This is a genomic window from Arsukibacterium sp. (assembly GCF_041616895.1).
GTDB lineage: Bacteria > Pseudomonadota > Gammaproteobacteria > Enterobacterales > Alteromonadaceae > Alishewanella.
Map to the genome: position 1 here is coordinate 1 of NZ_JBFJPY010000091.1, position 13,589 is coordinate 13,589.

Here is a 13,589-nt window from a genome sequence, read left to right on the forward strand (position 1 = left end):
CAAACTCGGTGGCCTGCTTTAAGCCTTCGCCGCCCATCATGGCGATGTACATCCAGCTGATAGGCAGAATACCTGCACTACCAAACGGTGCGGCCGCTACTGCACCATTGCTATCGCCGGTACCGTCAATTTTGATCAACGGGTGGTTGGGTAAAAACGGCGCTAAATGACTTTTTACGCCAATAGGACCCATACCCGGGCCGCCGCCACCGTGTGGAATACAGAAAGTTTTGTGCAGGTTTAAGTGCGAAACGTCTGAACCGATAAAGCCTGGTGAGGTTAAGCCCACCTGAGCGTTCATATTGGCGCCGTCCATATACACCTGGCCACCGTAAGAGTGAACGATGTCGCACAGCTCCTGAATGGTCTCTTCAAACACACCGTGGGTAGACGGATACGTTACCATAATGGCCGCTAAGCGATCGCCGACTTCAGCGGCTTTGGCTTTTAAATCGGCCATATCGATATTGCCCGACTTATCACAATCAACCAAAACCACTTCATAGCTGGTCATTGCCGCTGTTGCCGGATTAGTACCGTGCGCCGATACCGGAATTAAACAGATATTCCGATGCCCTTCACCACGGCTTTCGTGGTATTTGCGAATGGCAATCATCCCGGCGTATTCGCCCTGCGCACCTGAGTTTGGCTGCATAGAGATATTGTCATAGCCAGTAATGTTAACCAGCCAGTCGCCGAGCTCGGTTATCATTTCATAATAACCTTCTGCCTGATCGCGCGGCACGAACGGATGCAATGAGCCAAATTCCGGCCAGGTGATCGGGATCATCTCGGCGGTGGCGTTTAGCTTCATGGTGCACGAACCTAAGGAAATCATTGAATGATTCAGCGCTAAATCTTTGTTTTCCAGCTTTTTGATATAACGCAGCATTTCAGTTTCACTGTGATACTGGTTAAACACCGGGTGGCTTAACAGCGGGTTTGTCCGGGCTAACTCTGCTGGAATTGACGCTGAGCCGTTGGCAACGATAGCGCTATCCAGCGAATCAACACTTAAGCCATGACCAGTACCAAGCACAATATCAAATAACTGAGCGATATCAGCAGCCTGAGTGGCTTCGCTGAAGCTTACTGCCAAACTGTCGTTAACGTCTGTACGCAGGTTAACACCGGCGTCTAACGCGCGTTTAATGACAGCAGCACGGTCGGTAACTTTGAAGGTAATGGTATCGAACCAGTGGCTGTTAACTAATTCAACGCCTTTGGCTTTTAAGCCGGCTGCAAAAATATCGGCACTGCGGTGAATACGCTCAGCAATATCTTTTAAACCTTGTGGGCCATGGTATACCGCATAGAAAGAGGCGATATTAGCCAGTAATACCTGAGCGGTACAAATGTTTGAGTTCGCTTTTTCGCGGCGGATATGCTGCTCGCGGGTTTGCATGGCCATCCGCAGTGCCTGATTACCGCGACGGTCTTTAGACACACCGATAATCCGGCCTGGCATAGAACGCTTATACGCATCGCGAGTGGCAAAGAATGCCGCATGCGGGCCGCCATAGGCCATAGGTACACCAAAACGCTGCATTGAGCCCAGCACCACGTCTGCGCCCAATTCACCTGGTGACTTTAACAGCATTAATGCCATCGGATCAGAGGCGACGGCTACTACCGCTTTTTTCGCCTGTAACGCGGCAATTAAGGCGCTGTCGTTACGGATATCACCGTTAGTGGTTGGGTACTGAATCAGCGCACCAAACACGTCATGGTTAGCCGCATCGCTGGCTTTGCCCACTACAATGTCAAAGCCAAACATTTCAGCACGGGTTTTTACCACGTCGATCGTTTGTGGGTGCACATCGTCACTAATAAAGTACAGGTTAGCTTTACTTTTGCTAACCCGTTTGGACAGTGCCATCGCTTCGGCGGCGGCGGTAGCTTCGTCCAGCAATGAGGCACTGGCCAGCTCCATACCGGTTAAATCCAGTGACATTTGCTGGAAGTTTAACAAAGCTTCTAAACGGCCCTGAGCAATTTCTGGCTGGTATGGCGTGTAAGCCGTGTACCAACCCGGACTTTCCAGCACATTACGCAGAATAACATTCGGGGTTAACGTCGGGTGATAACCCATACCAATGTATGATTTATACATTTTGTTCTTCGCTGCCACCGCCTTTAAATGCGCTAAGGCATCATTTTCAGTGCGGCTGTTACCGGTGGCCAGTGGCTTGGGTAAGCGGATACTGGCAGGCACGGTTTGGGCAATCAGCGTTTCCATGCTGTCAACGCCAAGCTCGGCCAGCATCGCTGCGGTTTCAGCCTCGTCCGGGCCAATGTGGCGTTGAATAAATTCGTCGTGGTTCGCAAGTTGCGACAGGGTTTTCACAGCGGTATGGGTCATGCTTTGAATGTCCTAGTTGTGTTACAGCGTTCAGAACAGCTGTTAGTAAGATAAAGCCCCGGTTAATACGGGGCTTTATGCTGTAGCGATCTGTTTATTAAGCTTCGTCGATGCTGCTTTCGTAGCCGGCCGCGTCTAATAAGGCGTCCAGTTCACTTTCATCGCTGACTTTAATTTTAAACATCCAGCCGTCATTGTAAGGACTGGCGTTTACCTGCTCTGGCGAGTCGGCCAGAGCTTCATTAATTTCAACCACTTCACCGGATAATGGCGCGTAAATGTCAGAAGCCGCTTTTACTGACTCGGCTACTGCACAGTCGTCGCCCTGAGTGACGCTGTCACCCACTTCTGGCAGCTCAACAAACACCATATCGCCAAGCAGCTCTTGCGCGTGCTCAGTAATACCTACGGTGTAAATACCATCACCGTCGTTGCGCACCCATTCATGGCTGCTTGCGTATTTTAATTCTGTAGGGATAGAGCTCATTGTAAATTCCTTAGCTGTCTTAATACGTATATTTTAATGATCAACCTGGGTTGCCACGTTTGTTATTTTAGATGACTTTTTTACCCATGCGCACAAAAGCCGGCTTAACCACTTTAACACTAACCAGTTTGCCGCGAATATCCACTTGCGCATTATCAGCCGTGTTGGCTGGCACCCGGGCCATGGCAATACTGTAACCTAAAGTAGGTGAAAATGTACCCGAGGTAATGACGCCTTCGCCGCCTTCAACTACCACCCGCTGACCATGGCGCAGCACACCTTTTTGCTCCATAACCAGGCCAACTAGTTTGTCGGTACCGGCAACTTTTTGAGCGGTAAGTGCCGCGCGGCCAATAAAGTCGCGCTCTTCTGGTGCCCAGGCAATGGTCCAGCCCATATTGGCTGCCAATGGCGATACGGTTTCGTCCATATCCTGGCCATATAAATTCATGCCGGCTTCCAGGCGAAGGGTATCACGGGCGCCCAAACCTGCCGGAGCGACACCAGCGTCCAGCAGTTTTTGCCAGAACTCAGCCGCCTGCTCTTCAGGCATGGCAATTTCATAGCCGTCTTCACCGGTGTAACCGGTGGTAGCAATAAATAAATCACCGGCTTGCTTACCAAAAAACGGCTTCATGCCCGCAACAGCAGCTTGCTGTTCAGCCGTTAATAAGGTTGCCACTTTAGCTTTGGCATTCGGCCCCTGCACGGCAATCATCGCAAATTCAGGGCGCTCAGTTACCGTTACGTCAAACGCTTTAGCTTCATTATTGATATGCGCTAAATCTTTTTCGCGGGTGGCCGAGTTAACCACTAAACGGAAAAAGGCGTCTTCAATAAAATACACGATTAAATCGTCGATGACTCCGCCCTGCTCGTTCAGCATACCGGTGTATAACGCTTTGCCGGGTACGGTCAGTTTGGCAACGTCATTGGCCAGTAAATAGCGCAGGAACTCGCGGGTGCGGCTACCGGTCAGGTCAACAATGGTCATATGTGATACGTCAAACATACCGGCATCGCGACGAACGCTGTGGTGCTCTTCAATTTGTGAGCCGTAATTAATTGGCATATCCCAGCCAAAAAAGTCGACCATTTTGGCACCAGCAGCAAGGTGACTGGCATGTAACGCAGTTTTTTGAGCCATTATTTTTTTCCTACTTATTGTGAGGGCCACAAGCGGTAAAACCAACAATAGCAATAAGCCTTATTTTTCAGGCTATTACATAAAAATACTAAGCTTGAGACTAAAAAATACCGTACGATTATACCGCATCCGTCCCGCAGCAAACAGCCCAATTTGGATTACTTATAGTAATGTGAAAAGCCGGGGGACAAATAAAACTAAGGCAAAGCTGCGCCACTACTTCGCCCCGTTAACTGTTCCGGGACGGCTGTTGGGCCAGCTGCGGTAAATCACCTTTCAAGCCAAGCGCCTGCGCCATTAATTGCTGCTTTAATAATGGCAGCCGATCTACTGCTACCAGCCCGAGGCCTCGTATCAGTTTTGCCAATGGCGCTTTGGCAGTAAAGCCACGCTTAAACGCTTCCATTGCCACGATCAGGCTTTGCGCTTCCGCTTTACGCCATCGCTCGTAGCGACGCAACATTGTTGTGGCGGCAATGTCCTCACCGGCGGCTAGTTGATCGCCAATCAGCTGTGCCAGCGCAGCGACATCCATCAGGCCAAGGTTCATGCCCTGGCCAGCCAGCGGATGAATACTGTGCGCGGCATCCGCCACCAGCACTACTCTGCCGCGCTGCCAGCTACTGGCATAACGCATGGTTAAACCAAAAGTCTGACGCTCGCTTTGTAATGTTAACGGCCCCAGCACTGCCTGGCTGGCAGCACAAAGCGCGTGTTCAAACGCGGAGTTGTCGAGCTCCATTAAGCGCCTGGCCTCGTCGGTTTCTGCGCTCCAGACTATTGAACATAAATCAGGCTCGGGTAGCGGCAATAATGCCAACGGGCCACTGGCTAAAAACACCTGCCGCGCCGTCAGCTGATGAGCCTCGGTGCAACGAACTTTGGCGACAATAGCGGTATGCTGATAATCCCAATGGGTTAGCGGCAATTGCATATGCTGGCGTACGAAAGAGTTAACGCCGTCGGCGCCAACTAATAACTGGCTTAAAATAAGCTCATGGTTATCAAGTTGCAGCATCACGTCACGCTCGCCCTGCTTTAACTGGCTAATCCCGACTTCAAAAAAGCACTGCACATTGCTGTGTTGCTGTAATTGCTGATACAACAAGGATCGGATCTGCTCGTTGTCACAAATATAACCCAGCGCCTCAACTTGCTGCTGCGCTGCCGCAAAGCTGATTTTGGCAAAGCTGTCCGCTTCCCATACCTGCATGTCGATATAGGCGGCCGCACTACGTAGCAACTCTGGCCAGATCCCAAGCTCGGTAAACAGCGCTCGCGAAGCCATATTCAGCGCACTAACCCTCTGATACCCAGGCTGCGCATCGGTAGCGCTACTGTCAGGCGCAGGGCCTTTTTCTACCAGCACCACCCGCAGCTGCTGGCGGGCCAGCAATAACGCCAGGGTAAGACCGGCGCTGCCGCCACCGACGATGGTGATATCAGTATTTTGCATAAGATTGCCCCTGGCCCATGGCCTGCATGGCAAGCGGTTTTTTTAGCGGATCACACAGCAGCATTGCTGCCAGACCGGCATTACGCGCCAACGCCACCAGCCTTGAGTTATTAGAAAAGCCTCTGACCAGGGCATCGGTAAACCACACTACCCGTTTAATATCCTGCTCGCGCAGCTGCTGGTATTGGCGCAGCACCCTGTAGGCTCCGGGATCAGCTTCTGCATCGTTGCTATCAGCCAGTGCCAGCATTAACGCCTGAATATCGCGAATGGCCAGGTTAAACCCCTGTCCTGCTATCGGGTGCAAATTATGTAAACTGTTGCCAAGCAGCGCGGTGCGATGGCGCACAATGTTATCCGGCCGACGCAAGGTCAGCGGATACTGCGCTCTGGCACCGCTGCTCTTAATTATGCCCGCCCGGTAACCAAAAGCCTGTTGAATGGCTGCGGTAAAGGCAGCGTCATCCAGTGCCAGTAAGTCCTCTGCAGCATGGCGATCAACTGTCCACACCAGCGAATAGCGCTGGCCAGTAAGCGGCAACAGTGCGATCGGGCCGTGCTCAGTAAAGCGTTCAAACGCGGTATGCTGATGGCTTTGCGCCAGGGCCAGGTTGGCAATAATGGCGGTTTGCTGGTAATCATCACTGCTAACAGTAAAGCCAGCCAGTTGCCGGGTCTGCGATAAGCCACCTTCGGCAATCACTAGTAACTTCGCGTTAAGCTCAGTGCCACTGCTAAGTTGGATCTGTTGCTGGTTAATGGTCGGGGTCACTGCATTGATAACATCGGGCTGAAAGAAGGTAACGGTGCTTTGCTGCGCCAGCTTTTTAACCAGTAAATTACCCAGATGCTCTACTTCAAATACCTGGCCAAGAGCTGCTTGTTGATACTCGGCCGCTGTTAAGCGGGTTTTGCCAAAATGGCCGCGATCTGATACCCAAATCTGCTCAAGCGGACACGCCTTGGCAACCAGATCCGGCCATAGCTCCCAGCGCTGCAATAACGCTACGCTACCTGCCGCCAAAGCAATACTGCGGCTGTCGAAACTGGCGGGGACATTATTTTGCGCTTTGGATTGGCGTTCAATTATGGCAATGCGCCAGTTCGGCCAGGCCTGACTGAGGCACCACGCCAGTAAACTGCCGGCCATGCCACCACCGGCAATTACCAGATCAAATGTACTATTGCTGCTATTAGTCTCTGGCATTGGCCATCGCCATTAATTGCTCAATTGCATTCATTTCTTTGGGCACTGCGGCGGTCAAATTCTCATGGCCATCGGCTGTTACCAGCAGGTTATCTTCAATCCGCACTGCTAAATCCCACCAACGGGGCTCAGTAGGACTACCGGCCGGAATATACAGCCCTGGCTCTATGGTTAATACCATGCCGGGTACAAAGGCTTGCTCACCCTTGTGCTGCTTAGGCTGCTGCACTTTATAGGCGCCCACATCATGTACATCCAGCCCCAGCCAGTGGCCAATACCGTGGATAAAATACTGTTTACAGGCTTTATCAGCAAGCAATTGGCTAAGCTCACCCTGCAAAATACCCAGCCCCAGCAGCCCTTCAGTTAATACCTGCTCGGCAGCGGCGGTAACGGCGGCAAAATCGCTGCCCGGCTTTACCGCATTGCATGCGGCATACTGGGCATCTAGTACCAGTTGATACAGCGCCCCTTGCTCGTCACTGAATTTACCACTGACCGGAAAGGTGCGGCTGATATCAGCGGCGTAACCTTGTAATTCACAGCCGGCATCAATTAACACTAAATCACCCGCGGCCATGGCACTGCTATTATCGGTGTAATGCAAAATGCAGCCATTATTGCCGCTGCCGACGATACTGTTATAGGCCGGATAACGGGCGCCGTTAAGGGCGAAATGATGCAGAATTTCTGCCTCGAGCTGATACTCAAACCGCCCAGGCCGGCAATACTGCATGGCCCGGATGTGCGCCTGTGCACTAATCTGGCCGGCTTGTCGCATAATGGCGATTTCATTGTCATCTTTAATCAGCCGCTGCTCGGCGCTAAGCTGCGCTAAATCTATCAGCTGCGAAGGCGCGCTATCGCCACGTTTTTCCCGTTGTTTAAGCAGTTGCATTTGACCGATAACTTGCTGCAGCAAGTCCGTTTGTTCAGCAAGGTTAAGGTAGACCGCGCTGCTGCCGTTAAGCGCCTGGTATAGCACGCTCTCTTGTTCAGATAGCGCTGTCGCATGCAATTGCAGGGTTTCGCTGGCGGCCTGAGGACCAAGCCTGCGGCCATGCCATACTTCCTGGGCGGGATCTTTTTCACGGCACAGCAGCTGTGCTGCCGGAAAATCGGCGCGATTGGATAAGATCAGCAGCGCATCGGGCTCATTAAAGCCGCTGTAATACCAGAAGTCGCTGTGCTGCCGAAATGGGTATTCGGTATCCCGGCTGCGAGTTTGCTCTGTAGCAGCCCTGATTAACGCCACCGAATCTGGCTGTAACGTCGCAATTAATTGCGCCCGGCGCCGCACAAATACAGAATTGTTCATTACCATCCTTCAAAAACCAGCTTTACCCGATAACCACTAATTAATGCAACGTTTTGCCATGTGGTGGCTGCGGGCTGTATTTAAGCCCTACCTCATTAAAACAGCACAGCACCATGATCCGCACATGCTCTAAAACCAGATAATAGGCTTCTTCGTTCTCATCTTTACTGCCATCGGTTACGGTATGAATATCAACCCGGGTCACTTCTGTCAGTTGGTCCAGCGCTTCGCGCACGTCTTCTGATACCAGAGATAAATCGGTTTGCTGAACTGCAAAACCCACTAAAAAGGCTTGCGACCATTCTACCAATGCTTCTAACCGCTCAAACAGCGCATCGTCGTCACTGGGCAATAACACGCTAAACGAGAAATCACTCTGGCTGAGGCTGCCAGCGGTGGCATCAACTAATTGCTGCACCTGTTTTTCCAGCGCAGCTGGCAAAGCCTGACCATCGTTCAGAAAATCGTACAGCACCGGCAGTAAGGCTTTTGCATCAGCCTTGACGCCAGCACACAACATGCCAGCAATTAAGCCATGCAGCTCCGCTGCCGAAGCCATAACATGAGCATGCTCCAGCTCACTACTCCAGCGGTCATAAGTTTGAATCAGGGGGTTGCTCATAGCGTATTCTTCACAAGGTAATCTTCACAAGTTTATCCGCTAATATCCTATCACTGCTGCAGGCCAACCGCTAGTAAGCAGCGCCAGCCAACCCTATTGCCGGATATCTGAGCAAGCGGTGAGCAATTGTTAGTTTGCCCTTTATAAGCGCACCGTACAACTGCTATACTAATGACGTTCTCTGGGTTGTTTGTAATGTTATTGACGTCCCTGAGCCGATAATTGTTTTATCCAGGAATTCTTCTGCGTTACTTTTGTGCAGGCCCGGCTTGTACCGGGAAGCCTACGGTAACCATGAGTCTTCCGCCTTGAACCATGGGTTCAAGGGCTTAAGTAACAAACGGCAATCTGGAGAACCCTTAATCCTTCTTTTTTTGTTCAGGCATTAACGACCGCCAAGGTATTCTGATGTCACAGCTGCAGCAACCTGCTTCGCTTTCGCAATCCCGTTCAGCCATTCGCCAGCACGTTCGTCAATTACGTCAACAGTTACCCGCAACTACCCATGCTAAAGCCGCCACAGAACTGGCAAAACGCATTACCAACACCGCTGCTTTAATGTCGAAACAGCACTTTGCGCTTTATCTGGCTAATGATGCCGAGCTTAATACTGAGCCGCTTATTCAGGCATTGTGGCAAGCAGGTAAAGATGTCTACCTGCCGGTATTGCACCCTTTTTGCCCTGGCTACCTGCTATTTTTGCATTACCGCAAGACAACCGAACTGCAACCCAACCGGTTTGGGATACCCGAGCCACAGCTTAATTGCGCTAACATTATGCCCGTTGCGGCGCTGGATATTATTTTCACCCCGCTGGTGGCGTTTGATACCAGCGGCAACCGGCTGGGTATGGGTGGCGGTTTTTATGATCGGACTTTATCGCAACTTCCAGCTGACAGCCCCTGTCAGGTTATTGGTCTGGCGCATAATTGCCAGCAGGTAGCTAAGGTACCGACGGCAAGCTGGGATATTCCGCTGCAACAGGTTATAACGCCTGCTAAACACTTTGATTTTCGCTAAACTCTTTTTACTTTTTCAACATTTGCTCTTTTGTCTGCCCCTGCTTTCGATATAATATCCATCTGTACGGCTAAACGCGAAAATACCTGACTTTAATGAGACTGCTATGACCCAAGATGAAATGAAACGCGATGCTGCCTGGGCAGCCCTGGAATTTATCAGCAAAGACAGTATTGTCGGGGTGGGTACCGGCTCTACCGTTAATCATTTTATCGACGCGCTGGCTACCATCAAACATACCCTGCGCGGAGCAGTGTCAAGCTCTGAGCAATCTACGGTTAAGCTAAAGCAACTCGGTATTGAGGTGCTTGATCTGAATGATATTACTGAGCTGAGTGTTTATATCGACGGTGCTGATGAAATTAACGTTCAAAAACAGATGATCAAAGGTGGCGGCGCAGCCTTAACCCGCGAAAAAATTGTGGCAGCTGTGGCGAAAACCTTCGTTTGTATTGTCGACAGCACTAAACAGGTTGACGTGCTGGGCAAGTTCCCGCTACCCATTGAAGTGATCCCCATGGCCAGCAGCTATGTTAGCCGCGAATTGCAAAAACTGGGCGCAAGGCCGGTATTGCGCCAGGGCGTGATAACCGATAATGGCAATCTGATTATTGATGCCCATGATTTGCAGATAACGGATCCGCTGGCGCTGGAGCAACAGCTGAATAATATCGTTGGCGTTGTTACCAATGGCCTGTTTGCCAGACGCCCGGCTGACATTGTCCTGGTCGGCAGCAGCAACGGCACCAGCATACTAAAGTAAACATATTGCTCTGCATCTACTGCGCCGCTGCCCCGGCATTGCACATGGGCATGCCGCCCCTTTTTTTAAATTAGAGTATCGAGAGAGAAATGGAAAAATATTCGCTGGCCAAAGACAAAATAAAAATACTGCTGTTAGAAGGGTTACACCAGAGTGCGGTGAAAACTTTTACCGATCAGGGCTACACCAATATTGAATATCTTAAGACCTCATTGCCGGAAGATCAGCTTATCGAACGGATCAGCGAAGCACACTTTGTCGGTATTCGCTCCCGTACCCAGTTAACTGAGCGGGTGCTGGATGCGGCCAATAAGTTAATGGCTATTGGCTGTTTTTGCATCGGTACTAATCAGGTTGATTTAGATGCTGCGTTAAAGCGGGCAATCCCGGTATTTAATGCGCCGTTTTCCAATACCCGTTCCGTGGCTGAACTAGTTTTGGGTCAGATCATTATGTTACTCAGAGGTATTCCACAACGTAATGCGGCGGCCCATCGCGGAGAGTGGCTGAAAACGGCTGACAATTCCTACGAAGCCCGAGGCAAAACGCTCGGTATTATCGGTTATGGTCATATCGGAACTCAGCTAAGCATTATGGCTGAGCATATTGGCATGCGGGTGCAATTTTATGATATTGAGAGCAAACTGGTATTGGGCAACGCCAATCAGGTTGATTTAACCACCCTGCTGGCTAACTCTGATGTAATAAGTCTGCATGTGCCGGAAACCCCGCAAACTAAAAATATGATTGGCCAGGCTGAGCTTGCGCAAATGAAACAAGGCGCAATTTTAATTAATGCCTCGCGCGGTACCGTGGTCGATATTGACGCTTTAACAGCAAGCTTGCAGAGTAAAAAGCTGGCGGGCGCGGCTATCGACGTATTCCCAACAGAGCCTAAAGGCAATGACGAAGAGTTTATTTCACCGCTGCGCGCTTTTGATAATGTACTGCTAACCCCGCATATTGGCGGTTCTACCCAGGAAGCGCAGGAGAATATTGGTTATGAAGTGGCTGGTAAGATGGTCAAATACAGCGATAATGGCTCAACCTTGTCTGCGGTGAATTTTCCGGAAGTATCTTTGCCTGAACATAAAGGTCGCTCACGCCTGCTGCATATTCATAAAAACCAGCCAGGTATGATGACTAAAATTAACGAGACTTTTGCCAAGCACAATATCAATATTTCTGGCCAGTACTTACAAACGGTGCAGGATGTTGGTTATGTCGTTATTGATGTCGATTCAGAAGATCATGAGTTAGCACTAAACGAGCTAAAAGCCATTCCAGGTACCTTAAGAGCAAGAGTACTGCACTAAGTACTACTCCTATTATCGGGCTGTCTTCGTTGCAGACAGCCCGATCCCATTACTAAAACGTATAAACCAGAGACGCTGCGGTCTCAGTGTCCATCGTTTTTAAATCACCTTCAGGGCGCGAGTTATGCCGGGCGGTAAAACTGAAGCGCATCGACAATTTGTCAAACAACTGTGAAGTAAGGCTGCTTCGACTGACAAAAGTCGAGTTGGCACCATCGAGGGACACTGAACCCTCGAAAGTTTGTTTGAAGCTGCTACCCTGGTAGATTTTCTGCTCCATATTAAACGCCAGAAACCAGATTAAACCGGTATTGGTTCTACCGCTGGCACTTCGCTGATGGGCAAAGCCCGGCCCTGTTTCTAAATCGATATAGTTGGCCTGCATTTCGTACACCCGGTTGGCGTAACCTACTGCCAGTGAGCTTTGTACTTTGAAAGCACCAAACATGTCGTATAAGTAGGCGCCACGACCGAACAAAGACTGACGGCCAATTAAGAATTTGTAATTACTCTGGCCGGTAATGCCGTAACGCTTAGCAGTGGTAACGTCGTCATTTTGTGCAGTGCTGGCATTTAACACTTTACTGCGCTGGATCCGGCCGTATACCTGGTATTTGTTCCGAAAGTATTCCATCTCATGAGATAATTCACTGTTTATCCGGATAGAATGCGCTTCGGTATTACCGGTATTTATCAACAATCCAAGCTCGATATCGCCGCCAATGGTGCCAAGAAACTCCAACGGCAACTCAAAGGTGGGAGAGTCGCCAACGGCAACCCCATCACCATCTGAGTTGCCATCAGCATCATCATTGGCCGACACCGGTAGCATTGCCGGTAGCAACACGACCAGCAACAGCACTAACACTCTAACCTGGTTTAGCACGGGACTAGCTTGCCTCTGCCCTTTTACTGATAAACTCAAGCGCCATTTTTATCCGGGCCAAGGTCCGCTCCCGGCCAATCAGCAACAAGGTTTGGTCCAGTGCCGGTGAATTACCGCCTCCGGTTACCGCCACCCGCATCGGCATCCCTACTTTGCCCATGCCAACACCCAGTTGCTCCGCCGCAGCGTTAATAGCGTGATGTATAGCATCTAACTGCCACTCAGCTAACGCGGCCAGTTTCTCTTTAACTAACGCCAGAGGTTCAGCCGCGACCGGCCTTAAATGCTTTTTAGCGGCATTTTCTTCAAACTCGTTAAAGTCTTCATAAAAATAACGGCTGACTTCTACTAGCTCTGCTAAGGTTTTAACCCGCTCCGCCTGGACGCTGATCACATCTTCAACGGCTGGGCCGGTGCTGGTATCAAGCTGCTGATGGGCTAAATGCCATTGCAGTTCACTCGCCACCCTGGCCGGTGGCAGGGTTTTCATATAATGCTGATTTAACCACAGCAACTTTTCGGTATTAAAGGCCGAGGGCGCCCGGTTACAATCTGCTAAATCGAACAGCTCTATCAGCTCGTCGATACTGAATATTTCCTGATCGCCATGCGACCAGCCCAACCGCACCAGATAATTGATTAACGCCTCTGGTAAGAAACCATTATCACGGTATTGCATCACACCCACCGCACCATGACGTTTTGACAAACGCTTACCATCGTCACCAAGAATCATCGGCACATGGGCATACTTAGGAATGTCTGCGCCCAGGGCTGCCAGGATATTCATCTGTCGCGGCGTGTTGTTAACATGGTCATCACCGCGAATAACATGGGTAATACCCATTTTCCAGTCATCAACCACCACGGTAAGGTTATAGGTTGGCGTGCCATCGCTGCGGGCAATAATTAAGTCGTCCAGCTCACTGTTGGCAATTTCAATCCGGCCCTTAATCATATCATCAATGACTACCACGCCCTGCTGGGGGTTTTTAAAGCGGATAA

Annotated in this window: 12 protein-coding genes and 1 other RNA gene; 4 read left to right on the forward strand and 9 right to left on the reverse strand. The window is 50.4% G+C overall.

The annotated features are described in order from the left end of the window. The 7 genes from gcvP to ABY802_RS13480 form a co-directional block, all read right to left on the reverse strand. Positions 1-2,362 (reverse strand): aminomethyl-transferring glycine dehydrogenase (gcvP, locus tag ABY802_RS13450; RefSeq protein ID WP_372627649.1); only part of this gene is annotated, 2,362 nt, incomplete at its 3' end. Positions 2,363-2,459: 97 nt separating this feature from the next. Next, positions 2,460-2,849, reverse strand: coding sequence for a glycine cleavage system protein GcvH (gcvH, locus tag ABY802_RS13455; RefSeq protein ID WP_372627650.1), 390 nt, complete (start codon positions 2,847-2,849; stop codon positions 2,460-2,462). 67 nt (positions 2,850-2,916) lie between these two features. Continuing rightward, on the reverse strand, positions 2,917-3,996 hold the full coding sequence (gene gcvT / locus ABY802_RS13460; RefSeq protein WP_372627651.1) for a glycine cleavage system aminomethyltransferase GcvT: 1,080 nt from the start codon (positions 3,994-3,996) through the stop codon (positions 2,917-2,919). Between the two features lie 229 nt (positions 3,997-4,225). After that, the gene (locus ABY802_RS13465) at positions 4,226-5,452 is read right to left on the reverse strand and encodes an FAD-dependent oxidoreductase (protein WP_372627652.1); all 1,227 of its coding nucleotides are present in this window, start codon (positions 5,450-5,452) and stop codon (positions 4,226-4,228) included. Then, positions 5,439-6,659, reverse strand: a complete 1,221-nt coding sequence (gene ubiH, locus ABY802_RS13470; RefSeq protein ID WP_372627653.1) for a 2-octaprenyl-6-methoxyphenyl hydroxylase — start codon at positions 6,657-6,659, stop codon at positions 5,439-5,441. Before ubiH ends, ABY802_RS13465 begins: the two co-directional genes overlap by 14 nt. Further along, a complete protein-coding gene (pepP, locus tag ABY802_RS13475; RefSeq protein ID WP_372627654.1) occupies positions 6,646-7,977 on the reverse strand; it encodes a Xaa-Pro aminopeptidase in 1,332 nt (443 codons plus the stop codon). The genes ubiH and pepP overlap by 14 nt, the downstream gene beginning before the upstream one ends. 40 nt (positions 7,978-8,017) lie before the next feature. Then, positions 8,018-8,599 carry a UPF0149 family protein gene (locus ABY802_RS13480; protein WP_372627655.1) on the reverse strand — a complete coding sequence of 194 codons (582 nt, stop codon included), beginning with the start codon at positions 8,597-8,599 and terminating at the stop codon, positions 8,018-8,020. 175 nt (positions 8,600-8,774) lie between these two features. Here ABY802_RS13480 and ssrS point away from each other — a divergent pair. The 4 genes from ssrS (at position 8,775) to serA (ending at position 11,698) form a co-directional block, all read left to right on the forward strand. Further along, a non-coding RNA gene (gene ssrS / locus ABY802_RS13485) (6S RNA) lies at positions 8,775-8,958 on the forward strand. Positions 8,959-9,007: 49 nt separating this feature from the next. Then, the gene (locus ABY802_RS13490) at positions 9,008-9,619 is read left to right on the forward strand and encodes a 5-formyltetrahydrofolate cyclo-ligase (protein WP_372627656.1); all 612 of its coding nucleotides are present in this window, start codon (positions 9,008-9,010) and stop codon (positions 9,617-9,619) included. Positions 9,620-9,725: 106 nt separating this feature from the next. Then, positions 9,726-10,382 carry a ribose-5-phosphate isomerase RpiA gene (gene rpiA, locus ABY802_RS13495; RefSeq protein WP_372627657.1) on the forward strand — a complete coding sequence of 219 codons (657 nt, stop codon included), beginning with the start codon at positions 9,726-9,728 and terminating at the stop codon, positions 10,380-10,382. Positions 10,383-10,471: 89 nt separating this feature from the next. After that, positions 10,472-11,698 carry a phosphoglycerate dehydrogenase gene (gene serA / locus ABY802_RS13500; protein WP_372627658.1) on the forward strand — a complete coding sequence of 409 codons (1,227 nt, stop codon included), beginning with the start codon at positions 10,472-10,474 and terminating at the stop codon, positions 11,696-11,698. A gap of 52 nt (positions 11,699-11,750) precedes the next feature. On the opposite strand, the gene ABY802_RS13505 is transcribed toward serA, so the two are convergent. Both ABY802_RS13505 and gltX read right to left on the reverse strand, forming a co-directional pair. Continuing rightward, on the reverse strand, positions 11,751-12,584 hold the full coding sequence (locus ABY802_RS13505; protein ID WP_372627659.1) for a YdiY family protein: 834 nt from the start codon (positions 12,582-12,584) through the stop codon (positions 11,751-11,753). A 4-nt stretch (positions 12,585-12,588) separates the two neighbouring features. Further along, a partial coding sequence (gene gltX / locus ABY802_RS13510; protein WP_372627660.1) for a glutamate--tRNA ligase occupies positions 12,589-13,589 on the reverse strand: 1,001 nt, incomplete at its 5' end.

Coding starts and splice junctions, on each gene's coding strand:
- gcvH (WP_372627650.1), bottom strand. CDS start 2,849: ATGAGCTCTATCCCTACAGAATTAAAATACGCAAGCAGCCATGAATGG.
- gcvT (WP_372627651.1), bottom strand. CDS start 3,996: ATGGCTCAAAAAACTGCGTTACATGCCAGTCACCTTGCTGCTGGTGCC.
- ABY802_RS13465 (WP_372627652.1), bottom strand. CDS start 5,452: ATGCAAAATACTGATATCACCATCGTCGGTGGCGGCAGCGCCGGTCTT.
- ubiH (WP_372627653.1), bottom strand. CDS start 6,659: ATGCCAGAGACTAATAGCAGCAATAGTACATTTGATCTGGTAATTGCC.
- pepP (WP_372627654.1), bottom strand. CDS start 7,977: ATGAACAATTCTGTATTTGTGCGGCGCCGGGCGCAATTAATTGCGACG.
- ABY802_RS13480 (WP_372627655.1), bottom strand. CDS start 8,599: ATGAGCAACCCCCTGATTCAAACTTATGACCGCTGGAGTAGTGAGCTG.
- ABY802_RS13490 (WP_372627656.1), top strand. CDS start 9,008: ATGTCACAGCTGCAGCAACCTGCTTCGCTTTCGCAATCCCGTTCAGCC.
- rpiA (WP_372627657.1), top strand. CDS start 9,726: ATGACCCAAGATGAAATGAAACGCGATGCTGCCTGGGCAGCCCTGGAA.
- serA (WP_372627658.1), top strand. CDS start 10,472: ATGGAAAAATATTCGCTGGCCAAAGACAAAATAAAAATACTGCTGTTA.